Raw genomic sequence first — 23,262 nt, forward strand, 5'->3', positions numbered from 1 at the left:
AGCAAAATTGCTGACCCAGAGCATAAGCGGTATTGTGAAAAGAATTAAGTGCAATGAAATCAGCAAACGATGAATATTATGCATCCTGTCCTGCGCCGTATCGACCTCAACCTGCTGCCAGTCTTTGACGCGGTCTATCGCTCCCGCTCGGTGCGCCTGGCGGCAGAAGAGCTGGCAATGAGCACCTCGGCGCTGAGCCATGCGCTCTCCCGGCTGCGCAGCGCCCTCAACGACCCGCTGTTCTATCGGGAAGGTCACCGGATGTGCCCCAGCGTCTATGCCAGCCAGCTGGCGCCCTCTATCGCTTCGGCGCTGAAATTTCTCAATCAGGAGCTGACGCCGCCGGCGGCGTTTGTGCCGGCCGCCAGCACCGACTGCATGCAGATTGCGATCACTGATTTCACCGCGTTCTGCGTCTTTCCGACGCTGATGCACCACCTGCAGCGTGAGGCGCCCGGGCTGCGGTTTGAGCTCCGTTATCTGCCCCACAGCCCGGCGCTGACCGAGCTGCTGGCGGGGGAGGTCGATCTGGCTCTCGGGTTCAATACCCCTGACGAGCCAGCTCATCCCGATCTCGAGGAGATTAACTGGCTGCGGGACGAATATGTGGTTATCAGCCAGGCCGACCGAACGGCGCTCACCCTGGACGCCTACCTTGCGGCCCGTCATCTGGTGGTGACCCCGTGGAATGAGCGGCAGGGGGTGCTGGACTGTGAGCTGGAGCGGCAGGGCTATTCGCGGCAGGTGGCGGTGAAAACGCCCTCGATGCTGAGCGCTCCCTTTATTATTGAGCAGAGCGATCTGCTGATGGCGCTGCCCCGGCGGGCGGCGGAGACGATGGCTCGCGCCGCCAGGCTGACCATTTTCCCGCTGCCGTTTCCGGTTCCCCCGTTTGACGTCAAGATTTACGCCCACAAACGCAGCGGGAAACGCGAGGCCACCCGCTGGCTGATCTCCCTGTTGCAGACGCTGGGGAACGCCGCCGCGGCGCCGGCGCCCTGAGGTCACGTCCGGATTATTCACATCTCGCCGCTCGGCGTCGCGTTAACCCTGCCGGGCCGGGTATGTCTTTTACCGCCTGGCGCCCGGGGCGCAGTGGCGTACCCTGGCCTCGGTCACAAAACGGAAAACTCACCTTTTCATCCCTGCCGCCGACGCTGATGGCGTAGAGAGTGTTAAATGATTGTATATAAAAGTAATGTTAATTAGTTAAATGTTATTTATGCGTAAATTGCATCAATGGATGCGTTTATTACGCTTATTTCATTCCCGGTTCTGTTTCAGTCTTCAGCAACAGGCGCGCGACAACGCGTGGATAACAAACTGGAGACCTGCATGCATTCGACAACCTCACTGATGAGTACCCGTGACCGGCTCGGCGCCATTCTGCGCGTCACGTCCGGTAACTTTCTCGAACAGTTCGACTTTTTCCTGTTCGGGTTTTATGCCACCTACATCGCACATACCTTTTTTCCGGCGAGCAGTGAATTCGCCTCGCTGATGATGACCTTCGCGGTCTTTGGCGCCGGCTTTCTGATGCGGCCCATCGGCGCCATCGTGCTTGGCGCCTATATCGACAAGGTAGGGCGGCGTAAAGGGCTGATTGTGACTCTGTCGATCATGGCCACCGGCACCTTCCTGATCGTGCTGATCCCCTCTTACCAGGCCATTGGCCTGTGGGCGCCGCTGCTGGTGCTGATCGGCCGCCTGCTGCAGGGCTTCTCCGCCGGCGCTGAGCTGGGCGGGGTATCCGTCTATCTGGCCGAGATCGCCACCCCGGGCCGCAAAGGGTTTTACACCAGCTGGCAGTCGGGCAGCCAGCAGGTCGCCATTATGGTGGCGGCCGCGATGGGCTTTGCCCTCAACGCCGTGCTGGAGCAGAGCGCCATCAGCGACTGGGGCTGGCGTATTCCGTTCCTTTTCGGCTGCCTGATCGTCCCGTTCATTTTTGTGCTGCGCCGTAAGCTGGAGGAGACCCAGGAGTTTACTGCCCGCCGCCATCATCTGGCGATGCGCCAGGTATTCGCCACCCTGCTGGCGAACTGGCAGGTGGTCATCGCCGGGATGATGATGGTGGCGATGACCACCACCGCGTTCTATCTGATCACCGTCTATGCGCCGACCTTTGGCAAAAAAGTGCTGATGCTCAGCGCCTCGGACAGCCTGCTGGTCACGCTGCTGGTGGCGATTTCCAACTTCTTCTGGCTGCCGGTGGGCGGGGCGCTGTCCGACCGCTTTGGCCGCCGGCCGGTGCTGATTGCCATGACCCTGCTGGCGCTGGCTACCGCGTGGCCTGCGCTGACCATGCTGGCGAACGCGCCGAGCTTTTTGATGATGCTGAGCGTGCTGCTGTGGTTGTCCTTTATCTACGGCATGTACAACGGGGCGATGATCCCGGCGCTGACCGAAATTATGCCCGCCGAAGTGCGCGTGGCAGGCTTCTCGCTGGCCTATAGCCTGGCGACCGCAGTGTTTGGCGGCTTCACGCCGGTGATTTCCACGGCGCTGATTGAATATACCGGTGATAAAGCTTCCCCAGGCTACTGGATGAGCTTTGCCGCCGTCTGCGGCCTGCTGGCCACTTGCTACCTCTATCGCCGCAGCGCCGTTACGCTGCAGACGGCACGTTAATCAGGGAGATGATGATGCGTAAAACGACAGGAACCCTGCTGGCCACGCTGCTGCTGGCCGCCACCGGCGGCAGCGCGCTGTCCGCTGAGGTCACCGTGATGATCTCCGGCGGCTTCAAAGCGGCGCTGGAAAAGCTGGCCCCGGCATGGGAAAAACAAAGCGGCAACCACCTCGTGGTGATCCCCGGGCCGTCGATGGGAAAAACGCCGCAGGCGATCCCTAACCGCCTGGCGCGGGGCGAACACGCGGACGTGGTGATTATGGTCGGCGACGCGCTGACCAGCCTCGAGAAAGCGGGCCGTACGCAACCGGATTCACGCCGGGAGCTGGCCGACTCGCCCATCGGCGTGGTGGTGAAAGCGGGAGCGCCGCTGCCGGCTATCCGCAGCGCAGACCAGCTGCGGGCGGCGCTGATGGCTGCGCCGTCGGTCGCGTACTCCGACAGCGCCAGCGGACGCTATGTCAGCTCGACGCTGTTCCACCGCCTGGGCATTGATGAGGCGATGCAGAGCAAAGCGCAGATGGTGGAGCGTATTCCGGTGGCCTCGGAAGTGGCGAAGGGACGGTATGCGATCGGTTTTCAGCAGGTGAGCGAACTGCTGCCGGTGCCCGGCGTGACCGTTGTCGGCGAACTGCCGGATAACCTGCAGTACATCACCCGCTTTGCCGGGGCGGTGACCGTCAGCGCCGACCACCCGCAGGAAGGAAAGGCGCTGCTGACGTATCTGGCCTCACCGGCGGCGCAGGAGACCATCCACGCCACCGGTATGCGAAGCGTAGCTGCCGCCGCGCCGGTCAGCCAGAAGGATACTGTTCAATAATCAGCTTCTCCAGCTCTGCCGCCACGTAGGACTGAATACGGCCGCTGAGGCGGATCAGACCTACCGTACGGGTGACCACCGGGTCGGTAAGCGGTACGGCGCGGAGAACGGAATGCTCCCCGGCGGGCATCGACATCGCGGGCACGGCGGCAATGCCGATGCCCGCTTCCACCATCCCCAGCATCGTGGTGACGTGGCGGGTTTCGCAAATGCTTGGCCGCGCCGGCGTCAGATGCGCCAGCTCCCTGTCGAGCAGCGTCCGGTTGCCGGAGACCCGATCGAGGCCAATATAATCCTGTTCAAAGTATGCCTGCCAGCTGAGGTGCGTCCTGCTCGCCAGCGGATGGTCGTGCCGACAGGCGGCGACATAGCGGTCGTCGGCCAGCGGGGTGAATTCGATGCTGGCCGGCAGGTTTTTGGCAAAGCAGAGGCCAAAGTCAGCCTGTCCGCTGCTCACCGCCTCGATGACATTCCCGGCGCTGCTGTCGATTAGCCGGATACGCACCTGGGGAAAGCGCGCCTGAAAGCTGCGGATGATTTCCGGCATAAAGTAGTAGGCGGCGGAAGGTACCGTCGCCACTGTCACCAGCCCGGTACGCGCCTTGCTGACCTGGCTGATATCCGCCAGCACCGTCTCGACGTGGGCCAGCAGCTGCTCCGAACGTTCGGCAAAATTCTGTCCATACAGCGTAAGGGTCACGCGGCGGGTGGTGCGCTCGAACAGCCGGTTGCCTAACGCGGTTTCCAGCTTTTCGATGCGGCGGCTGAGGGCTGACTGCGACAGGCAAATGGATTCTGCGGCCAGCCGAAAGCTGCCATACTCCATCAGGGCGCGAAAGGCATAGAGGTCGTTGAAGTCAAAATTTACGGGCATGGCGGCGGCATCCTTATCGGCTGTCTGGCGCCTCGCCCCGTCCGGTGAGGGGCGATGGCGACGAAAATCGGCTCGGCAGGTGACTGGGCGCGCGGCTGACCGCACGCCGGGTCGTCATACCTTGAGCAGTTTTACCGTGGCATCGATATCGATTTCGTCTTCCGAGAAGATCAGGGTTGTCCCCTGAAAGGTGGTGATCGCCAGCTTTTTCACCGAGCGCATCTCTCCCGGCTGCACCGCGGATTTTGGCCGGATGCTGTTCATCAGCAGCCCGACCGACAGCACCGCGTTTTCTTTATCCACGCGGGTCTCGACCGGCTCTTCTTCCCGGTAAACCACATAGGACTTGATGGAGGTCAGCTTCAGCCGCTCGCCGGCGATATAGATATATTTGCTTTCCGGAATGACCTTCACCGCGTAGGCCGACAGCCCTTTATTGTTGGTGGTAGGTTCAAAAGTTACCGCCGCGTCTTTCTTGATGAGATCGGGATTGGCGACCTTAATCACATGAAAATACCGGTTTTCGCCGTTTTCATCTTTGATAAATCCAAAACCTTTATCTTTAAACCACGTTGTGATTGTTCCGTTCATCGCCATTACCGTTCTTACTCGTTGGTTAACTCAAATTTTGCAGCGCGCAGTGTAAAGCACATTGCCTGCGCAGACCATGCCTTTGCGATAAGTGTGGGTGATAAATGACGCCGCCGCGAGGGCGGATCGTGCGCCAGCGTCGTACCGGCGGGCAAAATGGGTTACTATCGCCGGCCACTCCTTCTTCGGGCCGTCTGATGTCCACCATTATCGATACCTTTGTCGCTCCGCCGTGCCGCGAGCAGATAACCCTCCTGTATCAGGACGAACACCTGCTGCTGATCAATAAACCTGCCGGGCTGCTGAGTCTGTCAGGCAAAGATCCGCGCAACCTCGACTCCGTGCATCATCGACTGGTCCAGCGCTTTCCGGGCTGCACCCTGGTACACCGCCTTGATTTCGGCACTTCCGGTCTGATGGTGGTCGCCCGCAACAAGGTGATTAACGCCGCGCTGTGCCAGCAGTTCAGTCAGCGCACGGTGGGTAAGGTCTATACGGCGCTGCTGTGCGGCCATCTGCCGGAAGATAAAGGGATAGTGGAGGCGGCGATCGCCAAAGACCCGGCCCGTTTCCCGCGCATGTCGATCTGCGCCCGGCACGGCAAACCGGCGCGTTCGCGCTACCGGGTAATTGACCGTATGTACCAGACGCGGGAAGGGGAGAGGGCGTTGGCGCTGACGAGGGTGGCGCTCACCCCGGAGACCGGGCGCACCCATCAGCTGCGGATCCACTGTCAGCTGCTGGGCTATCCGCTCCTTGGCTGCGATCTGTATGGCGGCCGGGTATTGCCGGGCACGGAACAGGCTCCGCGGCTGATGCTGCACGCCAGCGAACTGCGTTTTCGCCACCCCGTCAGCCGCAAGCCGATGCATATCCAGCAGGCAAGCTCGTTCTGATAGCCTGCCGCCGGAAGCCCGCGATCACCACATCAGGTCGTCGGGCACCTTAAAGTCGGCGTACGGATCGTCTTCATCCTGCTCATCCTGACTCAGGGCGCTGTGCAACACGATGCTGCTGGCATCGCGCTGGGCAATTTTCTCAGCCACAATCGCCGGAATAATTGCATATTCCCCTTCAGGTTTGTTATCCACCGCCAGGCGGGCAATCGCCAGGCGACCGTTAATCAGCTGGGTTTGGGTGGTCTTGTCGACCATGATTTTTTTAATCAGATTATTATCGGTAAAGTTAAAGCCGATATCGCCCCGGGCGACCGTAATGCGGTTCATCTCAATCAGCTGCTTGACCTGAGCTTTATACTCTTTCGCCAGCACCGCCTGCTTTTGCTGCTCGCTGAGCTGTTTATCGCGCTCCAGCTGGGCTTTTTTATTCTCTTCCACCGCTTCCCGGGCCTCACGGGCCTGCACGCGGGATTTTTTCGCCGTTCTCTGGACTTTGGCCATTTTTTTGCTGCTGACCAGGCCGGCTTTGAGCATCTGCTCTTGTAAGGTAAGTTTTGTCATTTGCGTATCTGAAGCTGAGGAAACATCTGGCAAGTATACCTGCATTGGCGGAAACGACGCCAGACCCGCGGACGTACTGGGCCGCTGTGCCCGGTAGCGCGAGACTGGCCGGGGATTACTCCCGGGGCTGGAGCTGATAAATCCAGGCGCTGACCTGCTGTCCATCGTCGGTAGTCACCTCCACCGACACCCGATCGTACCCCTCCTCAAAGTCGTCCAGCATGGGCCAGTGCGCCGCCAGCCGGTCGGACAGGAACAGATAGCCGTTGACCCGCGGGCCGTTGGCGTCAAGGACGATCCCCGGAAAATCAGCGGCTGCGCCCCAGCCGCGCGCGTAAAAGGTACCGGTAACGTAGCCCGGACGCCACTCGCCCCCGATCGCCTCCAGAATATGCGCATTGCTGCGACCGGGACAGAGCGTCCCATAGACAAATAGCGGTTTCATTTTCTCTCTCTCTCGTTCGCCCTGATACCCGCCCCCAGCGGAGCGGAAAACCAAAATACGGGGTAATTCAGCGCCTGGCAATGGCCGGATGGGGGTCAGGCATCTCTCTGATGCCGGGGGAGATTCAGGCGCCGGCGCTGTCGGTGGCATATTTACTGCAGTGACAATTTTAGTGTTGAGTTTTTTTTATTATTTGCAGGTGAATATAAATAATATTTAATAGCGAAATAATAAATGGACAGCTTATGGAATAAGCTGCGTGAATGGAATGAAGAGGAATTATAAAACTTCCTTGGGTTGAATTCAGATATTATTTAGGGCCAGGCGTTACCTCCCCTGGCTATTTCACTTTAAGATAAACCTCCCTTGAACAAAAAATACCATCTGATTTCGAAATTCTCGCGGGCAGGGGAGATATTTCCTTTCCTTGAAGCGGCAGGCAATCAATCGAGACGAACGACGTTCGGGAGAAAAACCGCTAGTGAGGAACAGGCCAGAGCAAATGCAGGGGCTGAGGCGAACGCAAGGTATATGAAGGATATCCCACCGGGCATTTGGTCCTGTCTGCAGACAGATGAAAGTGAAAGGCACAGGAGGTGCGATGAAGATTTTCCGCCCATTATGGCGCGATGGGGCTTTTCTGGTTCCGCAGCAGTTTCAGCAACAGGCCCGCTGGGACGCGCACGTCGCCGATACGGTCTCCCGCATGGCGCTCGCCCACCCCTGGGGGATATTGCGCGCGGAGTTTGACGCCAGCGCGCTCACCCTTTCCCGGCTCAACGCCACCCGGCTGATCGTGCGTTTCGCCGACGGCGCGCTGATTGACACCGAGCTGGCGGATATTTTGCCACCGGTCCGCGATGTATCGGACGTGATGCAGGACAACGTGGAGGTTCTGCTCGCTCTGCCGCTGCTCAGCGCCAGCGGCGGCAATCTTGATGACGGCCAGGAAAGCGCCCGCCCGCGCCGCTGGCGCGCCGAGCAGGTGACCGTGCAGGAGCTGGCAGGCCATGAACGCAGCGAGCTGGCCGTCCTGCGGCACACGCTGACGCTGCGTCTCTCCATCGAAGAAAACGCAGCCTTCCTAACCTGCCCGGTAGCGCGTCTGGTACGCGACGCCCAGGGGCAGTGGATCTTTGACCCGAAATTCATCCCGCCGCTGCTGTCGCTGGCCGCAAGCCCGACGCTGGTCAGCGAGCTTGGCGAGCTGCTACATCGCCTGCAGGCCCGACGCAGACGCCTCATGGCCATGCGCCGTGAAAGCAATGCGCGGATGGCTGATTTTGCCGTGGCGGATGTTTCCCTGTTCTGGCTGCTCAACGCACTGAACAGCGCCGAGCCGGTGCTCAGCGAGCTGCATCAGGACCCTTCGCGCCATCCGGAGCTGCTCTATCGTGAACTGGCCAGGCTGGCCGGCAGTCTGCTGACCTTCTCTCTTGAACATCATCTGGACGCGATCCCCCGCTACCGGCATGCCTCGCCGGAGCAGGTATTCCCACCGCTGTTTGCCCTGTTGGATACGCTGCTCGAAGTCAGCTTGCCCTCAAGGGTGATCGCCATCGCGCTGGAGCAGGGTGCTGACCGGGAGATCTGGCGGGGGAGGCTGCACGATGCACGGCTGCGCGAGGGGGCGGATTTTTATCTGTCAGTGCGTTCTTCACTTCCCCCTCATCAGCTTCAGAGCCGCTTTCCGCAGCTCTGTAAGGCGGGTAGCCATGATGATGTCGCCGAGGTCGTCAACATTGCCCTCAGCGGCATCGCGATCAAACCGCTGAGCCACGTGCCGGCGGCCATTCCGCTACGTCTGGAAAACCAATATTTCGCTCTGGATCTCTCCACGGATGCCGCCCGCGCGATGCTGGAGGCTGGCAACTGCACCTTCTATACCCCGGAATCGCTTGGCGACGTGAAACTTGAACTCTTTGCGGTACTGCGCTCATGAATATCTCTGAAAGCGATCTGATCAACAAAACCTTTTACCCGGGCTGGCTGATGGTCAGCCAGTTACGCTGCGGCCAGCCGGTGACCGATGGCGAGGCGCTCTATCGTCAGGCCTGTCGATGGGTGACCGAGGCGCGCGAGGCGCTGGCGGCGGCAGGAATCAGTGACACCAGCGCTGAGCAGATGCTCTATGCCTACTGCGCGCTGCTCGATGAGAGCGTCCTCAACCGCGCCAGTCAGGATGATGGCTACCGCAGGTGGCGCAAGGATCCGCTGCAGGCGCGTTTTTTCAGCACCCTCAACGCCGGGGAAGAGCTCTGGGAACGGATCCGCCAGCTGCTGCGAGAGCCCACGGCGGATGCGGCAGTGCTGACCTGCTTCTTTCGTACTTTGCAGCTGGGGTTTGTCGGAGAGTACCGCGCCCAGGATGACGAACGGCGTGAGGATGTAGCGCATGCGCTTGGCGCGCGGGTTCCGCCGTTCAGCATAACCCAGGAGGCGCCGGTGGTGGTTCGTGCCTCCCGGCTGCGCAGCGGACGGCGGATGTACTGGTGCGGCTGGGCGGCTGGCATTGTGGCGCTGGCCGCGCTGTGGTTGACCTTCTCCTCCATGCTGTCACAGATGGTGGCGCAGATAGCAGGGCAGGGATAAGAGATGCGTGATAACGCCCGTCGTCTGCTTACGCTACTGACCGTCATCCTGGCCCTGTGGCTGGCGCTGGGCTTCTGGCCGCTGTCCATCGGCAACCAGGTGATCGTCAGTCTGTGCATCCTGCTGGTGGGCGGCGCGGCGCTCTGGCGTCAGCGTCGCCGGGCAGTCAGCCGTCAGCGATCGGAAATCGTCCTGCCACCCGAGGATTTTCAGGGGGCAGTGGTTCTGGTCTGCGGGGATACCGACAGTCTGTTTCCCGGGCGTTCGGCGCACTGCGAAACCCGCCTCGGCTGGTATCTACGGGGGGAAAGCGCGGAGCAGTTGCCGCGGCTGGCGCAGTACCTGGCGGCGGCGCGTCCGGCGCTGGTATCGCAGGTTTCCGTGCTGCTGGCGGTGGTACCGGAGCACCACCCCTCCGGGGAGCACCTGGTGCAGTCGCTGTGCGACTGGCGGCGGAGTATTGTTCAGTGCCGAACCTGGTTAAACGGTCTGCCGCCGGTGTGGAGCGTGTTCTGGGTGACGCCGCCTGGCGGCCAGGCAGCGGAAAGCCGCTGGTTTACCGTCACGCCGGATCGGCCTGGTCTCCAGGTGCGGCAGAAGGGACAAGCGCCCCAGTCGATTGCCGACTGGCAGCGAGAGGGCAGCTCAGCCTCACGCCTGCATCAGACGCTGTGGCTGGAGAGCATTCTGGCGTTGGCAGAAAACGTTCTTGTCCGGCCACTGAGCACTCGCCAGGCGGAACTTTCGCCGTTGGACCTGTGCGCCATGGGCATCTGCCTGACGCCGGTGACGGCGGTGGCAAATAACCTCTGGCAGCAGCAAATCGCCGGGATCACCACGCTCTCCCCGGGCAACGCCGCGGCGCCAGGTCCTCACCCGCTGCCGGATCTTCTTCTGTCGTCACTGCCGCACCGCCACGGGGTCAGCCGCCGGATGCGCGATGCCGGTCTTGCCGCTGGCGTGGGCTTCCTCTTTCTGGCGCTGGCGATGCTGGCTTCCTTTATCAACAACCAGCGCCTGGTGCGCAGCGTCGGCGATCATCTGGCGGTCTACCACCGCCTCAGCGGCACGCCGCCGACGCCGAAGCTGCAGGCGCAGCAGCGCCTACGTGCCGACAGCCGCCTGCTGGATGACTGGCTGCGCCGGGGAGAGCCGCTGCGTTACCGGCTGGGGTTGTATCAGGGATTGCGGCTGATCCCCTTCGTGGAAGCCGCGATCAATGACTGGGCGCCGCCCCCGCCGCCGCGTCCGGTCATTAAGCAGGTTGTGCAGGGGCCGCAGACGATCCGCCTCGATAGCATGGCGCTGTTCGATACCGGCAAATCGACGCTGAAACCGGGTTCGACAAAGCTGCTGGTGAACTCGCTGCTGGGCATTAAGGCGAAACCCGGCTGGCTGATCGTGGTGGCAGGCCATACCGACAGCATCGGCAATGATAGATCTAATCAACAACTCTCCCTGAAGCGTGCCGAGGCGGTCCGCGACTGGATGCGCGATACCGGCGATGTGCTGGAGAGCTGTTTTGCGGTGCAGGGCTACGGCGAAAGTCGTCCTGTCGCCAGCAACGAGACGCCAGACGGGCGGGCGCAAAATCGCCGGGTGGAGATCAGTCTGGTCCCGCAGAAGGACGCCTGTCTGACGCCGGGCACGGCTAATACCTCAGGAGCCGGGGCTGCCGCTTTAAAAAACGAAACCGAGTAATCCGCGACCCCGAACGAGGACGGTGAACAATAACAATCTGCCTGCCTGACCCTGTGCGCTACGGGTTCCTGATAAACAGGAAACAGCGATGGGCGGTAGCGTGCCTGCAGCCAGTCAATCTTGTCGGCAAAGCGGGGCCTCTGCGGGGATGAAGCGCAGGAAAGGGGATGGATAAAGGAGATCAGCATGGATAGCGCTAAGGACAGTGCCAGAGAAATGCTGGCAGCGTTAAACGTTGAAGGTTCCGGTTTCTGTGTGCTTTTTTATTTCTCAGTAAGTGAAAATAAATATCCCTGGGGTTGCCTTTTAGTAATGAAACTCCTGGTGGGGTATCTGATATATCGATATGCACTTAAATATATTTATGATGAATGAGATGATTATCATTAAACAAAATTAAACCGTATGGCCTGTTAATCGATGTTTGATGGTCATTACTGCGGAGTAAAACAGGAATATAATGGATACCTCTTCAATAATTACCGGCACCACCCTCAACCGTTACCAGCTGGATATTCCGTCATGTACTGCATCGCTGGATGTGGAAGAATTCAGCGGTGCAGAAAAACTCAGTGAAACGTATCTCTGGACAATTTATTTCACCAGCACGGATAAAAATATCGACGCCAGCCAGTTACTGAGCAAACCGGCGACGCTGACGATGGACGGTGGCATATTACAGAGCCTGACCGAATGCAAACGGGTGCATGGCGTGGTCACGCATTTTGAGCGTATCAGTGGCTCTGCTGACCAGGCAGAGTACATGATAACCCTCGAACCCTTCCTCTCGCTGCTGGACAAACAGTTCCGCACCCATCGTTTCTTCGTCAATAAATCGGTGCCGGAAGTGGTGGAGCAGGTTTTGCAGGAACATCACCTGCATGACTGGGAGTATGAGTTTAATCTCAAGCAACACTATCCGCGGCGCGAGCAAATTAATCAGTATCAGGAGAGTGACCTGGCGTTTATCCAGCGCCTGCTGGCAGAGGTGGGGATATTTTATTTCTTCACCCTGCAGGAAGAGGCCCAGAGCGAAGTGGTCCACTTCGCCGACGCGCAGCGGGCGCTGATGTTCGATAAGACACTGCCGGTTAACAGCCCGTCCGGGATGAGCGACAGCGGTGCGGAATCGATATGGGGTCTGAACATCACGCACAACGTCGTAGAGGCGAACGTCACTACCCGGGATTATAACCCCCGCGATGCGCAGAGCGTTCTCCAGTCGGCAACAGCGGATATGACCCGGGGAAATGGTGAAGGCATCACTTACGGAGAGGTATACCACTATAAGCTTCGCCACCGGGAGCGGGGCGATAAAATCGACCCGCAGGCGGAGACCGCCAACTTCTATGCCCGTCTCGACCATGAGCGTTTTCTCGCTCGCCAGACGCTGATTACCGCGAGCAGTACGGCAGCCTGGCTGGCGCCGGCCCAGGTGCTGACCCTCACCGACAGCCTGCCGTCGACCCTGCCTGCGCCCGTGCAGGATTCGCTGTTAATCACCGGCACCGGTTTTACCGCCAGCCGCCGGGAGGCGCTGCGGGTGACCCTGCTGGCGGTGCCCTACAGCGAAACATTGTGCTGGCGTCCGCCGCTGCTGCCGCGCCCGAAGGTGACTGGCACCATGACGGCGCGGGTGACCAGCGCGAAGGCGAATGATATCTACGCCTGGCAGGATGCGTCCGGCCTGTACCGGGTGAAATTTGACGCTGACAGAGATGATAAAGGGCAGGGGCAGGAAAGCATGCCGGTGCGTCTCGCCAAACCTTACGGCGGCGATGTGTACGGCTTTCACTTCCCGCTGATTCAGGGAACGGAAGTGGCGATAGCGTTCCACGAAGGCGACCCCGACCGGCCGTATATCGCCCATGCGCTGCACGACTCGCGGCATGTTGACCCTGTGACGGAAAAGAACAGCACGCGCAATGTCATCAGAACGGCGGGGCTGAACAAACTGCGGATGGAGGACAAACGCGGCGAAGAGCATATCAAGCTCAGCACTGAGTACGGCGGCAAGACACAACTGAACCTGGGGCATAATGTGGATGCTCAGCGAGCGCTTCGTGGGGAAGGGGCAGAGCTGAGAACGGATAAATGGGTGAGTATCCGCGGCGGTGCGGGTGTGTTTATTACGGCGGACCCACAGCAATCGGCCAGAGGAATGATGCTGGATATGTCTGCTGCCTTGAGCCAGCTCCGGCAGGCACAGAATCTGGCGGACTCGTTAAGCAGCGCAGCAGAAATCGCGAAAGCAGAGTTGGCGGACCTGCAAACGCAGAAAACCCTGTTGAACGAGACACTGACAGAACTCAGGAAATCAGCGCTGTTGCTTTCTGCCCCTGAAGGGATAGCGCAGGTGACGCCGAAATCCCTGCAATTATCAGCCGGAGAAAACATTACGGCAACAAGCGGTGGTAATACCGATTTCAGTATTCTGAAAAAATTGACTGTTGCGGCAGGAGAAAGAATCGGCCTGTATGCCCAGAAGCTGGGTATCAAACTGTTTGCCAGTAAAGGGAAAGTAGAGATTCAGGCTCAGGGGGATGAAATGACGCTGGATGCGCTGAAAGATATCCGGGTTAGTAGTAGTGAAGGGAAAATCATCATCAGTGCCAAACAAGAAATTATTCTGACCAGCGGTGGGGGCTATATCCGGATAGCTGATGGCACGGTGGAGTGCGCGGCCCCGGATAAAATTATCGAACGCGGCGCGGTGTGGCAGAAGTTTGGCGGGCAAAGTATTACTGAGGCGATTCAGCAGTGGGAGAGTGCGGATTTTGCTGTTACGCCAGAGGTGCGCTGGGAACAGACCGGTAAACTGGCAAGAAACCAAAAGGTCCTTGTTACCCGCGATGATGGGAGTACAACAGAGATGATAACTGATGGTGAGGGACGTTTGCCAAAACAGAGCGGACTCTTTGTTGAGGAAATAAAAGTGGAAAGTCCTGATAATCTGAAAAACTAAAAACAGACAGAGAGCAAACAGTATATGACCACAATAAGTACGGATCTCAGCGCAAAGAATAAAATAGGTTCAGTGACAATTAATGACTATCGCATTATCCCTGTAGTTTTTATTCCGGGAGTTATGGGGAGCAACCTGAAAGACGGTGATGATAATGTTATCTGGCGATATGACGATGGTTTGTCATTAATAGGCTGGTCATTACCCGGTTCCGGACCAGAAGAGAGAAAGAAACTGCTCCATCCTGACAGAGTTCAGGTTGATAACCGTGGAGTGATTATATCGTCACAGCAACAGGAACAGCAAAGTCAGATAATGCTTGACAATCCTGTTAATAAATACGATTCAGAATCAATAGACCGTCTGGGCGCTGCGCTTAAAAAGGCCCAGGAAAACGATCCGGAAACAAAGCTTTTTGGCACACGTGCTGCCCGTGGTTGGGGGGAAGTTGCCGCAGGCAGCTATGGTTCGTTTCTTGATTTACTCCAGCTAGCTTTATTTCGGGATAAGCCTTGTAAAGATAGTCCTCTTAATGCGATTTATAAAAAATTAATTACTGAGGCGCTGGGTGTTGAGTTTTGTAGTAGTGGGAATAGTGACTCTCTGGATGAACAGGCTCTTGAAGTCATGAAGCAATATCAGTTTCCTGTCCATGCAATGGGGTATAACTGGCTCGGTTCTAATATAAAATCAGCGGACCATCTGAAGTCCCGTATTAATGAGATTGTTCAGGGTTATAAAAGCAGAGGCATGAAATGCCATAAAGTCATTCTGGTCACCCACTCGATGGGGGGACTGGTGGCAAGATATTATTCAGAGTGTCTGGACCTGGACGATGGTAAGGGTAATCAAAATATCTACGGAGTTGTACACGGTGTGATGCCCTCAACTGGCGCAGCGCCTGCTTACACACGTATGAAACGCGGGACTGAAAATCCTGAATCGAGTACTGAGGGATATATTATTTCGCAGATACTCGGACGAAACGCAGCAGAAATGACGGCAATTTGTTCCCAGTCTGCCGGACCACTGGAGCTGCTGCCATCCGTGGACTATGGTACTGACTGGCTTAAAATAACCGATCGTCATGGCGTAACCACGTCGCTGCCAGGGAATGATCCTTATACGGATCTTTATCTGAAAAGGGATGCCTGGTGGAAGTTGATCGATGAAAACTTGTTGAATCCTAACAATGTTTCATTAAATCAAGCACAAATTGAAATTGATTGGGGGGTATTTGATGAGCTAATAAATAGCTTCGTTAAACCATTTCATGAAAATATATCTGGGAAATATCATTCCAATACTTATTCTTTTTATGGGAAAGTAGATGATGATGTTATTCCTCCGGCATATCTGACACAAGAAACTGCTCGCTGGAAAGGAAGTATTGCCATTGGTGATGCCGCTGTTTTAAAGAAAAAATATATTCTCAATGACGGACGCCTGGATTATCGGGAGATAAAGGAGAAAAGGACGGTAGCAGATACCCTTTCCGAAAAAGAGCAGAGCTGGAAGGTTTCTTCTCATGGCTCTGGGTATATGAAAAGTTATAATTCAGAATATGTCTATATAGGTCAATGTTTTACCCTGCAGGATTCCAGTGAAAATGGTGATGGCACTGTGCCGTTACGGGCTGGGAAAATTCCCGATCGCTTTGTAAAGGAAAGGTTGAATGTCAATGTATCTCATGAAGCGGCCTACCGTAATGAAACCAGTCTGGCATTTACATTGCGTTCAATTATTAAAATAGCTCAGCAGGTAAATGATGATGAAGAAATGGCATATACGGAATAATCTGACCCACCAGCCTGGCGTGGTGATATCATTACTGATTACTTTACTGGTCGTGACCGGTTTTTTTATATATCACAATAATAATTACTCTTATTCACTTACCGATAAGGAACAGCAGATGGTCAGTACACTTTTACAACAGCCAGAAACCCGGTATTTTGGTTACTATTCTGTTGCCTTGCCCGCAGAGTTTACTCCAATGCCAGAGATGTTAATGTTCATACAGGGTTCAGATATGACGAAAATTGAGAGTAAACAGCAATATTATCCACCTTTTGAACAATTTTTAAAACGTTATAAAAATGAGCTAGATAATACTTTGCCAGTGCGTCCTGATGATGCACCTTTTTTGAAACAAATCCATTTGTTGCCATCAGGGATGAAAGGGGAAATTTTTGAGCGAATGGAACATCAGGGAGTTCCGGATGTGGCAAGAATACTGGATGCTTACCGATGGGATGATGGCGTTACATTTAAAATAAGTATGAAGGCCAGAGACGGACGTGCAAAAAAATATGATGAAGACAGAAAAAAATCAAAATATAGTTTTAACTATGATATTCCAGAAAAAAAATCTCTTTTACTCAGTATATTATCAAGTCTGCACCCCCGGAAAGATAATCAGCGCCCGCAGGGGAACAATCTGGCTATAAAATATGGTGAGGTGAAAGAGTCACTGCTTGGGGAATATGAAATGACGGTGAAGTATATAAACAGATATGGAATTAAAGTTTATTTCAATACGGATAACAGCACTTACATTGGAACTCCTTTGCTAAAAAAAGATCATCGAGTAATGGAAAATTCCTATGGTACCACGCTGTATAAAGGTAGCAGAAAAGTGAATGGTCTCGATGTCGTTGAATGGCTGGTCAGAGAGAACCAGATATCAGAGTGTATTCCCATTATAAGTTATGCCTTTACGCTGAGAATTAATGAGGGCAGGGTTGGGGGAATGATGCCGCTGACCGTGAATATGAGATACACATCACGGGACAATAGCTCGGGTGAGATATTAAGTGAGCCTGAACTGGTTGCAGTCTGGCAGCATATAACAGAAACACTGGAGTACCATAAATCCTGGTGATCATTTTTTGAATGGATCTGTAATTTACTTAGGCGATGGTAATTCCACTGATTTATGCACTCTGTTCTTAAGATTACTAAAATAGCCCAGCAGGTCAATGATGATGAAGAAATGGCATATACGGAATAATCTGACCCGCCAGCCGGGCGTAGTGATATCATTACTGATTACTTTACTGGTCGTGGTCGGTTTTTTTATATATCACAATATTAATTATTCTTATTCACTTAGCGATAAGGAGCAGCAGATGGTCAGTACGCTTTTACAGCAGCCAGAAACCCGGTATTTTGGTTATTATTCTGTTGCTTTGCCAGCAGAGTTTACCCCGGCACCAGAGATGTTTATGTTCATACAGGGGTCAGATATGACTAAAATTGAGAGTAAACAGCAATATTATCCACCTTTTGAGCAATTTCTTAATCGATATAAAGAAGAACTTAAAAATACACGACCAGATAGTTCTGATGATGCACCTTTTTTGAAAAAAACCGAAATATTACCATCAGGAATGAGTGGGGTATTATTTGAGAGGATGGAAGAAAGATATTACTCTGATGTCTCAAGAATTCTTGAGGCTTACCGATGGGATGATGGAGTTACATTTAAAATAACTATGAAGGCCAGAGATGGCAGATCTTCAAAATATGATCGAGACAGGGAAACTTTTAAAAGTAGCTATCGTTATGATATTCCAGAAAAAAATCTCTTTTACTCAGTATATTATCAGGTCTACACCCCCGGAAAGATAACCAGCGCCCGCAGGAGAACAATCTGGCCATAAAATATGGCGAGGTGAAAGAGTCACTGTTGGGGGAGTACGAAATGACCGTGAAGTATCTGAACAAATACGGAATTGAAATTAATTTCAGCATGGATAACGGCCCTTACAGGGAAACTCCTTTACTAAAAAAAGATCATCGGGTAATGGAAAGTTCCTATGGTACCACGCTGTATAAAGGTAGCAGAAAAGTGAATGGTCTCGATGTCGTTGAATGGCTGGTCAGAGAGAACCAGATATCAGAGGGTATTCCCATTATAAGTTATGCCTTTACGCTGAGAATTAATGAGGGCAGGGTTGGGGGAATGATGCCGCTGACCGTGAATATGAGATACACATCACGGGATAATAGCTCGGGTGAGATATTAAGTGAGCCTGAACTGGTTGCAGTCTGGCAGCATATAACAGAAACATTGGAGTACCATAAATCCTGGTGATCATTTTTTGAATGGATCTGTAATTTACTTAGGTGATGGTAATTCCACTGGTTTATGTACACTGTTCTTAATATTGTTTAAATGAAAGTATTGTTATCTGTGATACAATTATGCTTTCTATCCGTTTAATATAGGATAAATATTATGCCAGCATTAGTCTGTCTGGGAGATGCCACTACTCATGGCGGTAAAGTCATTTCAGCATCTTCCACTATGTTTATTAATGGTATTCAAGTTGCACTGGTTGGTGACTTTGTATCCTGCCCGAAACATGGTTCCGGTCGTATTATTGAAGGTGATTCCACGGCATCAGAGGAGGGCGTATTTGTTGTTGTGGATAATTGCCTCTGTGAATGTGGTTGCCGTGTTATCAGTTCTTATACCGAAAACAGTATTGAGTCATAATTATGCAATGGCCTGTTCCTGATATACCGGAGAAAAACCCACTTCCTTGTCCTGAATACAAAACATGGGGTGTGATTCTTTTCATTATGCTGGCGGTTGGAGGAACTCTGGTATTATTTGTCGGCAGAGTCACCAGTTACGGGCAGGTGATTCTGTATGGTGTGCTACCGGCATTTTTTATCTGGTTGTGTTTCTTCGGTGTTATCTGGCATCGCTATGAAAAGTCTGTTAATGACACACTATTGTGGAATAAAGAATCTGAGCGGACGAGATCACACTGGCAACGCTGGTGCAGGCAGCAATGGGTTGTTGTGGGTAATATTGTGCTGACACCGGAAAAAGACGGAATTGCTGCCCTTCTGGGAGATTATGCGGATATACCCGCTTATCCGCGCAAGGCCCGGTCTTTGCATACTGTTCTTGCTGGATTGAATAACCGGCTGGAATATATTGATGCCCAGGCAGAGAAACAGTGTCCAGGATATCGCCATTTTTTATATGCGATAAAAATTCTTCTTCCTGGCGTGAGTCAGCAGTTATCGGTTAGTCAGGCTGTTTATAAACAATGGGATTTATACCCGGAGTATATTAATTCAGTTGATGATATTCAGGTTGATTCAGAACAGAAGGGACTTATTCTTCTGCTTTGTATTCAGGACTGGTTTACTGATAACAACAAAAAGCACAGCGAATTTATTTCTGGACAGATTATTACATTAGTTTCGTTTTCCTCAATACATAAGCTGCCAGTTATGGCCGGGATAGGAAGGGTCTTATCCGCTGATTCGTTAACCAGCGCACTGGATATATTGTCTGAATATAACAGGCTAAACAACACAGACTTACATCATATCTGGTTGACAGGAGTTGATAATGATGAACGGGCGAAAATCGTTCAATATGCCGGAGAGCAGCAATGGCAGTTACCGGCAAAACTGCCGTGTCATTTGCTGGATCATACCTTCGGACCTGGCGGACCATTGTCATTTCCCGTTTCTGTCGCACTGATGGTTGATGCAGCTGTTCATACCGGTGAAATGCAGTTGCTTATTTCACAGCAGCGAAAAAATAAGTACTCACTTTGCCTGATCACCAGGGAGTTATTTTTATGACGGCGGGAAATTCAACACCAGAGATCCGTTACAGTGTTACCGGATACATTATTCTGATTATTGGCCTTGCCGGAATATGTGCACTATTACTGTTTCTTAATCAGGATAAAGTAGTCGCTTATGGCATAACGATGCATAAAGCATGGGCTGTCTGGGGAAGTTTATTTTCTGCATTATTGCTGGGTGTGATCGCATCGCCATTCTGGTTGAGGAGAAAGTACAAGAAAGAACAGAATATCTACAAACCAGACAATGTTCTTGCTCATCAGGAAAATCAGCAGATTTCGACAAAAATAACACCTGCTGTCCTTCTGTCATACCAGGAAATACGCAGGCAACTCAGCTCAGTTTATGGTTTCTTCTGGCCCCGCAAACTCCGCATCCTGCTCATTACCGGCAGCATCGCCGACGTCGAACAACTGACCCCAAAACTCACCCGGGAACTCTGGCAGGAAGACCGGGGGACATTGCTGCTGTGGGGCGGCGACCCGGCGGCACCGGCGGACGCCGCCTGGTTCGCCGCGCTGCGAAAGCTGCGCCGTCGCCCGGCGGACGGCATGGTGTGGGTGACCTCCGCTTTTGACTCTGTTCCCGGTGCGGATGGCGATATGCCCGCCGCATCACTCACTTCTGATGCGACGGATGCGCTGGCCCATGCCCTGAGCGGTCGTTATGAGGCCCTGGGCTGGCGGCTGCCGCTGTATGTCTGGTCGCTGCACGGGCGCGGCGGGGAACAGGCTGGCCGGACAACCCAGCCGGTGGGCTGCCTGCTGTCTGCGGGATGTGCGCCTGACGCGCTGGCCCGCCAGCTGAACGGGCTGATACCGGCGCTCACCGCGCAGGGCATTCAGCAGATTTGCGACAGACCGCAGCATCATTTTCTCCTCACCCTGGCCGACCAACTGACCCGCGGGCCGGAAAGCCTGACCGGCCCCCTGTCCGTGCTGCTTAATCCGTACCGCCCGCTGCCGCTGGCGGGCGTGGTGTTCAGTGCCCCCTCTGCCGGGGCGCAGCGCAGCGTTGCCCACCACTGGAGCCGGGATAACCGCTGGGACGCCATCCCGGAATCCCCGCTGGCGTTACCGGCAGGTTTGCGTGCGCGTAAACCGGGCGTCAGCGGGGTGCGGATGGCGGGCGCGAGCGTTGCGGTGCTGATGCTCCTGTGGGCCGCCGCAATGACCGTCTCCTTTATCACTAACCGCAGCCAGGTGGCGCAGGCGCAGCAGCAGGTTCAGCAGCTTTCGGCGGATAAACAGCCGCTGACCACGAGTCTACACGCCCTGTCTGAGCTGCAGAAAACCCTTGCCCGGCTGGAATACCGGTCACAGCACGGAGCACCCTGGTACCTCCGCGCTGGCCTCAGCCAGAATGATGACCTGCTGGCGGCGCTTCTGCCGCGCTATGGCGAAAGCGCCTTACCGCTGCTGCGTGATGCGGCGGCGCGCCATCTGGAAGGGCAGCTGAACGCCTTTGCGCAGCTTCCGCCGGACAGTCCGCTTCGCGAGAAGAGGGCAAAAACGGCTTACGATCAGTTAAAACTGTACCTGATGCTCTCGCGCCCTGAGAGGATGGACGCGTCCTGGTTTGCCACCACGCTGATGCAGGACTGGTCGCAGCGCTCAGGTATCGCCGACGCCGTCTGGCGGGGCAACGGCCCTTCGTTACTGGCATTTTACGCTGCCAGCCTGGCGTCGCATCCGCAGTGGCGTCTGCCTGTCGATGACGGTCTGGTCAGCCAGGCGCGCACACGGTTAATTCGCCAGCTGGGCCAGCGCAACAGTGAGTCCACGCTTTATCAGAAGATGCTCGCGCAGGTGGCGAACCAGTATGCGGACTTGCACCTGGCGGACATGACCGGCGACACCGACGCGTCGCGCCTGTTCACCACCGATGAGGTGGTGCCGGGGATGTTCAGCCGGAAAGCCTGGGAAGAGACGGTGCAGCCCGCCATTGAGAAAGTGGTCGCGGAACGCCGCGATGAAATGGACTGGGTGTTGAGCGATACGAAGCAGACTGCCGCGCAGTCGACGTCGCCGGAAGCTCTGCGAGCCAGGCTGGCGGAGCGTTATTTCGCTGATTTCAGCGGCGCCTGGCTGGATTTTCTCAACAGTCTGCGCTGGCAGCGCGCGGCGACCCTCTCTGATGCCATTGACCAGCTGACCCTGATGGCCGATGTGCGCCAGTCGCCGCTGGTGGCGCTGATGAACACCCTGAGCGTGCAGGGGCGAACCGGCCAGACCGGGGAAGCCATCGCCGATTCGCTTGTCAAATCAGCGAAAAATCTGTTTAACCGCGACGGGCAGGCCGCCATCGACCAGCAGGGTGGCGTGCGCGGTCCTCTGGATGCCACCTTCGGGCCCGTACTGTCGCTGCTGGACAATCGCGACGGCGGGGCGTCCACCAGCCGTCTTAGCCTGCAGACCTTCCTGACCCGCGTCACCCAGGTGCGTCTGCGCCTGCAGCAGGTCACCAACGCCACCGACCCGCAGGCGATGACCCGCCTGCTTGCGCAGACGGTGTTCCAGGGCAAGGCAGTGGATTTAACCGAAACGCGCGACTACGGCAGCCTGGTGGCGGCGGGACTGGGCCAGCAGTGGAGTGGTTTTGGACAGACGCTGTTTGTTCGCCCGATGGAGCAGGCCTGGCAGCAGGTATTGACCCCGGCGGCGGAAAGTCTCAACGCCCAGTGGCGCAGCGCGGTGGTGGAGGACTGGAATCGCGCTTTTGGCGGCCGCTACCCCTTTAAAAATACCAGCAGTGAAGTCTCTCTCCCGCTGCTGGCAAAATATCTCAATAGCGAGACCGGACGCATCGCCCGCTTTCTGCAGACCCGGCTGAACGGCGTACTGCATAAAGAGGGGAGCCGCTGGATGGCGGACAGTATCAATGCCCAGGGGCTGACGTTTAACCCGGCCTTTCTGCAGGCGATGAATACCCTGAGCCATCTCTCCGACGTCGCGTTCGCCAACGGCGAAGCGGGATTGCATTTTGCGCTACGCCCCGGCACCGCGGATGGCGTGATGCAGACGGAGCTGGTCATCGACAGCCAGAAACTTGTCTACATGAACCAGATGCCGGCCTGGCGGCGGTTCAGCTGGCCCGCCGATACCGAAGCGCCGGGCGCCAGTCTGAGCTGGATCAGCACCCGGGCGGGCACCCGCCAGTATGCAGATCTTCAGGGGGCCTGGGGCTGGATCCGCCTGCTGGATAAGGCGGTGGTCAGCGCTTACCCCGGAACGAGCAGCAGCTGGAGCCTGAGCTGGAAAGCGCCGGATGGTCTGTTGCTGAACTACACCCTGCGTACCGAGGCGGGGGAAGGACCGCTGGCGTTGCTGGCCCTGCGAAACTTTACGCTACCTGAGACGATATTCAGCGTGCGCGCGCCTGCTGAGCGTATTCCGCTGACCGACGATATACCCGGCGAAGAGGGATACTGAAACCGCCTCCCTCACTGATTGGCGTTGACCTGCGACGCCGGGCCGCCTCTGCTCATGGCCGCCCGGCGGCCAACTAATCTGCCCGCGCAGCCATGCTGCGTGTCTCCCTGAAGACGAATAATGGAATAG

The 23,262-nt window shown here is 55.6% G+C and carries 19 protein-coding genes and 1 pseudogene; 16 read left to right on the forward strand and 4 right to left on the reverse strand.

The window, feature by feature from the left end; translation table 11 throughout:
- Nucleotides 1-69 precede the first annotated feature (69 nt).
- The 3 genes from ACOI7Z_RS21055 (at nt 70) to ACOI7Z_RS21065 (ending at nt 3,452) form a co-directional block, all read left to right on the forward strand.
- Entirely contained in the window at nt 70-1,002 is a 933-nt protein-coding gene (locus ACOI7Z_RS21055; RefSeq protein WP_044523914.1) for a LysR family transcriptional regulator, read from the forward strand.
- Nucleotides 1,003-1,335: 333 nt separating this feature from the next.
- Entirely contained in the window at nt 1,336-2,631 is a 1,296-nt protein-coding gene (locus tag ACOI7Z_RS21060; RefSeq protein WP_044523912.1) for an MFS transporter, read from the forward strand.
- Between the two features lie 11 nt (nt 2,632-2,642).
- Nucleotides 2,643-3,452: a substrate-binding domain-containing protein gene (locus ACOI7Z_RS21065; protein ID WP_170927801.1), complete on the forward strand. Its 810-nt coding sequence runs from the start codon at nt 2,643-2,645 to the stop codon at nt 3,450-3,452.
- Here ACOI7Z_RS21065 and ACOI7Z_RS21070 read toward each other — a convergent pair.
- A complete protein-coding gene (locus ACOI7Z_RS21070) occupies nt 3,427-4,326 on the reverse strand; it encodes a LysR family transcriptional regulator (protein ID WP_044523908.1) in 900 nt (299 codons plus the stop codon). The genes ACOI7Z_RS21065 and ACOI7Z_RS21070 overlap by 26 nt on opposite strands.
- A 114-nt stretch (nt 4,327-4,440) precedes the next feature.
- Nucleotides 4,441-4,923: a cold-shock protein gene (locus ACOI7Z_RS21075; protein ID WP_032453327.1), complete on the reverse strand. Its 483-nt coding sequence runs from the start codon at nt 4,921-4,923 to the stop codon at nt 4,441-4,443.
- Nucleotides 4,924-5,114: 191 nt separating this feature from the next.
- On the opposite strand from ACOI7Z_RS21075, the gene ACOI7Z_RS21080 reads away from it, so the two are divergent.
- Nucleotides 5,115-5,813 (forward strand): RluA family pseudouridine synthase, encoded by a 699-nt coding sequence (locus tag ACOI7Z_RS21080; RefSeq protein WP_087848633.1) that lies wholly within the window; start codon nt 5,115-5,117, stop codon nt 5,811-5,813.
- Nucleotides 5,814-5,837: 24 nt separating this feature from the next.
- Here the strand turns inward: ACOI7Z_RS21080 and ACOI7Z_RS21085 are convergent, their stop codons facing one another.
- Nucleotides 5,838-6,377: a DUF2058 domain-containing protein gene (locus ACOI7Z_RS21085; protein WP_023290173.1), complete on the reverse strand. Its 540-nt coding sequence runs from the start codon at nt 6,375-6,377 to the stop codon at nt 5,838-5,840.
- A gap of 115 nt (nt 6,378-6,492) precedes the next feature.
- Complete coding sequence (locus ACOI7Z_RS21090) at nt 6,493-6,822, reverse strand: gamma-glutamylcyclotransferase family protein (protein WP_023290172.1); 330 nt, start codon at nt 6,820-6,822, stop codon at nt 6,493-6,495.
- A gap of 601 nt (nt 6,823-7,423) precedes the next feature.
- Here ACOI7Z_RS21090 and tssK point away from each other — a divergent pair.
- From tssK to ACOI7Z_RS21150, 12 genes and pseudogenes are all read left to right on the forward strand, one after another.
- Complete coding sequence (gene tssK, locus ACOI7Z_RS21095) at nt 7,424-8,764, forward strand: type VI secretion system baseplate subunit TssK (protein ID WP_087848634.1); 1,341 nt, start codon at nt 7,424-7,426, stop codon at nt 8,762-8,764.
- On the forward strand, nt 8,761-9,414 hold the full coding sequence (gene tssL / locus ACOI7Z_RS21100; RefSeq protein WP_420702438.1) for a type VI secretion system protein TssL, short form: 654 nt from the start codon (nt 8,761-8,763) through the stop codon (nt 9,412-9,414). The genes tssK and tssL overlap by 4 nt, the downstream gene beginning before the upstream one ends.
- A gap of 3 nt (nt 9,415-9,417) precedes the next feature.
- Nucleotides 9,418-11,115 carry an OmpA family protein gene (locus tag ACOI7Z_RS21105; RefSeq protein ID WP_087848636.1) on the forward strand — a complete coding sequence of 566 codons (1,698 nt, stop codon included), beginning with the start codon at nt 9,418-9,420 and terminating at the stop codon, nt 11,113-11,115.
- Nucleotides 11,116-11,301: 186 nt separating this feature from the next.
- A pseudogene (locus tag ACOI7Z_RS21110) lies at nt 11,302-11,425 on the forward strand (hypothetical protein).
- Nucleotides 11,426-11,575: 150 nt separating this feature from the next.
- Nucleotides 11,576-14,080 carry a DUF2345 domain-containing protein gene (locus ACOI7Z_RS21115; RefSeq protein ID WP_087848637.1) on the forward strand — a complete coding sequence of 835 codons (2,505 nt, stop codon included), beginning with the start codon at nt 11,576-11,578 and terminating at the stop codon, nt 14,078-14,080.
- A 24-nt stretch (nt 14,081-14,104) separates the two neighbouring features.
- Complete coding sequence (locus ACOI7Z_RS21120; RefSeq protein WP_087848638.1) at nt 14,105-15,877, forward strand: lipase family alpha/beta hydrolase; 1,773 nt, start codon at nt 14,105-14,107, stop codon at nt 15,875-15,877.
- Nucleotides 15,846-16,964: a T6SS immunity protein Tli4 family protein gene (locus ACOI7Z_RS21125; RefSeq protein WP_249356065.1), complete on the forward strand. Its 1,119-nt coding sequence runs from the start codon at nt 15,846-15,848 to the stop codon at nt 16,962-16,964. The genes ACOI7Z_RS21120 and ACOI7Z_RS21125 overlap by 32 nt, the downstream gene beginning before the upstream one ends.
- A 97-nt stretch (nt 16,965-17,061) precedes the next feature.
- Entirely contained in the window at nt 17,062-17,745 is a 684-nt protein-coding gene (locus ACOI7Z_RS21130) for a hypothetical protein (protein ID WP_249356067.1), read from the forward strand.
- Nucleotides 17,746-17,786: 41 nt separating this feature from the next.
- Nucleotides 17,787-18,179, forward strand: coding sequence for a T6SS immunity protein Tli4 family protein (locus ACOI7Z_RS21135; RefSeq protein WP_240513432.1), 393 nt, complete (start codon nt 17,787-17,789; stop codon nt 18,177-18,179).
- 144 nt (nt 18,180-18,323) lie between these two features.
- Nucleotides 18,324-18,584 carry a PAAR domain-containing protein gene (locus ACOI7Z_RS21140; RefSeq protein WP_087848640.1) on the forward strand — a complete coding sequence of 87 codons (261 nt, stop codon included), beginning with the start codon at nt 18,324-18,326 and terminating at the stop codon, nt 18,582-18,584.
- 2 nt (nt 18,585-18,586) lie between these two features.
- A complete protein-coding gene (locus tag ACOI7Z_RS21145) occupies nt 18,587-19,696 on the forward strand; it encodes a hypothetical protein (RefSeq protein ID WP_087848641.1) in 1,110 nt (369 codons plus the stop codon).
- Nucleotides 19,697-19,827: 131 nt separating this feature from the next.
- Nucleotides 19,828-23,133: an ImcF-related family protein gene (locus ACOI7Z_RS21150; protein ID WP_249356068.1), complete on the forward strand. Its 3,306-nt coding sequence runs from the start codon at nt 19,828-19,830 to the stop codon at nt 23,131-23,133.
- Nucleotides 23,134-23,262 lie beyond the last annotated feature (129 nt).

The sequence above is a fragment of the Klebsiella sp. C283 genome (assembly GCF_048822555.1).
Taxonomy (GTDB): Bacteria; Pseudomonadota; Gammaproteobacteria; order Enterobacterales; family Enterobacteriaceae; genus Klebsiella; species Klebsiella quasipneumoniae.

Excerpts from the sequence above, each read along its gene's own strand:
- ACOI7Z_RS21055 (WP_044523914.1), top strand. The coding sequence starts at position 70 with ATGAATATTATGCATCCTGTCCTGCGCCGTATCGACCTCAACCTGCTG.
- ACOI7Z_RS21060 (WP_044523912.1), top strand. The coding sequence starts at position 1,336 with ATGCATTCGACAACCTCACTGATGAGTACCCGTGACCGGCTCGGCGCC.
- ACOI7Z_RS21065 (WP_170927801.1), top strand. The coding sequence starts at position 2,643 with ATGATGCGTAAAACGACAGGAACCCTGCTGGCCACGCTGCTGCTGGCC.
- ACOI7Z_RS21070 (WP_044523908.1), bottom strand. The coding sequence starts at position 4,326 with ATGCCCGTAAATTTTGACTTCAACGACCTCTATGCCTTTCGCGCCCTG.
- ACOI7Z_RS21075 (WP_032453327.1), bottom strand. The coding sequence starts at position 4,923 with ATGGCGATGAACGGAACAATCACAACGTGGTTTAAAGATAAAGGTTTT.
- ACOI7Z_RS21080 (WP_087848633.1), top strand. The coding sequence starts at position 5,115 with ATGTCCACCATTATCGATACCTTTGTCGCTCCGCCGTGCCGCGAGCAG.
- ACOI7Z_RS21085 (WP_023290173.1), bottom strand. The coding sequence starts at position 6,377 with ATGACAAAACTTACCTTACAAGAGCAGATGCTCAAAGCCGGCCTGGTC.
- ACOI7Z_RS21090 (WP_023290172.1), bottom strand. The coding sequence starts at position 6,822 with ATGAAACCGCTATTTGTCTATGGGACGCTCTGTCCCGGTCGCAGCAAT.
- tssK (WP_087848634.1), top strand. The coding sequence starts at position 7,424 with ATGAAGATTTTCCGCCCATTATGGCGCGATGGGGCTTTTCTGGTTCCG.
- tssL (WP_420702438.1), top strand. The coding sequence starts at position 8,761 with ATGAATATCTCTGAAAGCGATCTGATCAACAAAACCTTTTACCCGGGC.
- ACOI7Z_RS21105 (WP_087848636.1), top strand. The coding sequence starts at position 9,418 with ATGCGTGATAACGCCCGTCGTCTGCTTACGCTACTGACCGTCATCCTG.
- ACOI7Z_RS21115 (WP_087848637.1), top strand. The coding sequence starts at position 11,576 with ATGGATACCTCTTCAATAATTACCGGCACCACCCTCAACCGTTACCAG.
- ACOI7Z_RS21120 (WP_087848638.1), top strand. The coding sequence starts at position 14,105 with ATGACCACAATAAGTACGGATCTCAGCGCAAAGAATAAAATAGGTTCA.
- ACOI7Z_RS21125 (WP_249356065.1), top strand. The coding sequence starts at position 15,846 with ATGATGATGAAGAAATGGCATATACGGAATAATCTGACCCACCAGCCT.
- ACOI7Z_RS21130 (WP_249356067.1), top strand. The coding sequence starts at position 17,062 with ATGATGATGAAGAAATGGCATATACGGAATAATCTGACCCGCCAGCCG.
- ACOI7Z_RS21135 (WP_240513432.1), top strand. The coding sequence starts at position 17,787 with ATGACCGTGAAGTATCTGAACAAATACGGAATTGAAATTAATTTCAGC.
- ACOI7Z_RS21140 (WP_087848640.1), top strand. The coding sequence starts at position 18,324 with ATGCCAGCATTAGTCTGTCTGGGAGATGCCACTACTCATGGCGGTAAA.
- ACOI7Z_RS21145 (WP_087848641.1), top strand. The coding sequence starts at position 18,587 with ATGCAATGGCCTGTTCCTGATATACCGGAGAAAAACCCACTTCCTTGT.
- ACOI7Z_RS21150 (WP_249356068.1), top strand. The coding sequence starts at position 19,828 with ATGCATAAAGCATGGGCTGTCTGGGGAAGTTTATTTTCTGCATTATTG.